The sequence below is a fragment of the Microcystis sp. M53603_WE2 genome, from assembly GCF_030065435.1.
Map to the genome: position 1 here is coordinate 1 of NZ_JASJFF010000494.1, position 1,459 is coordinate 1,459.

At 41.6% G+C, this 1,459-nt stretch carries 1 protein-coding gene and 1 pseudogene; both read left to right on the top strand.

Annotated elements, in window-relative coordinates:
• The coding region (gene rlmD / locus PX481_RS10305; protein WP_288094542.1) for a 23S rRNA (uracil(1939)-C(5))-methyltransferase RlmD at nucleotides 1–986 on the top strand (986 nt) is incomplete at its 5' end.
• A gap of 341 nt (nucleotides 987–1,327) precedes the next feature.
• Nucleotides 1,328–1,459: pseudogene (locus tag PX481_RS10310) on the top strand (ATP-binding protein); the annotation flags it as partial.

Consider the following 1,459-nt stretch of genomic DNA (forward strand, 5'->3'; position numbering starts at 1 on the left):
AAGCTACCTATCCCCTCGGATTTTCCCCCACCGGCAATGTGCAAGCAGGTTATTATCGTCGCGGCAGCCATCATCTGATTAATCTCAATCAATGTCCGATTCAAGATCAGGCTTTAAATCCGTTTCTAGCAGAGATAAAACAGGATATTCAGGGTCAAGGCTGGTCAATTTACGATGAAAAGACCCACCAAGGACAATTACGCCATTTATCCCTAAGAATTGGCCGCCACACTGGAGAAGTTTTATTAACCCTGATTAGTACCGATAATAATTTACAGGGAATTGAGGCACAGGCGCAGCAATGGCTGGCAAAATACGCCAATTTAGTCGGTGTAACCGTGAATTATCACCCCGAGCGAGGTAATGCTATTTTTGGCGCTCAGACCACAACTATCGCCGGAAGGGACTATATTACCGAAAAGTTCGCCGGATTAACCTATCAATTGGCTGCCGATACTTTTTTTCAGGTTAATACAGAGGCTGCTGAAGCCTTATTTGCGGTTATTTGTCAGAAATTAGACCTTAAAGGTGAAGAAATTCTCATTGATGCCTACTGTGGCATCGGTACTTTTACTTTACCCCTCGCTAAACGGGTTAAAGAGGTGATTGGACTAGAATCCTATAGCTTTTCCCTCGATCGAGCCAAGATTAACGCCCAATTAAATAATATTACCAACACAACTTTTATTTTGGGGGCAGTAGAAAAAACTTTACCGCAACTGACAGTTAAACCCGACATTATTCTACTCGATCCGCCCCGCAAAGGTTGCGATCGATCTGTCCTCGATAGTCTGTTACAGCTGCAAAGTCAACGCATTGTTTATATCAGTTGTCAAAGTGCAACTTTAGCCAGAGACTTGCAATATCTCTGTAAAACAGGCGATTATCAACTGCTAGAAGTGCAAACAGCTGATTTCTTTCCCCAAACTCCCCACGTCGAATGCGCCGCTTTTCTTAGACAAAAAACAGCGAATATGGTAGGATGAAATAGGAGGAAAAACCCGACACTTTAGCCGTTTATGGTCGAAAAGTCAATGGGTAAGGATAATAGCATACTAAAGACCGTTCCAGTCAACTACTTTTTTGATTAATTACCCGCTCAAAGTGGCCTTGATTCTCGATTGGTGTGTAGATCAATCATAAAAATATCTAATCAATCTCAGAGACAGAAAAGGGATAAAACATGACTCATTAGGTATGGCAATCAACTAGATCGACGGTTAAGAGACCTTAATCTTTCTGTAAGAGAACAGTCATTGAATATAAGCTAGAGGTAAAGTGCGTGATTGCTATTTCACTGCCAACAAGCAAACGAAGTTGGAACACCATGAGTTTCGCTTCCACCTTGTATCTTTGTCCGATTTTAGATTTATTGACCGCTAGTATTCCCGAAGAATTAGAACCAGAAATTAGATTAGGATTGCAAGAAGCTTTAGTTAATGCCGCTAAACACGGCAAT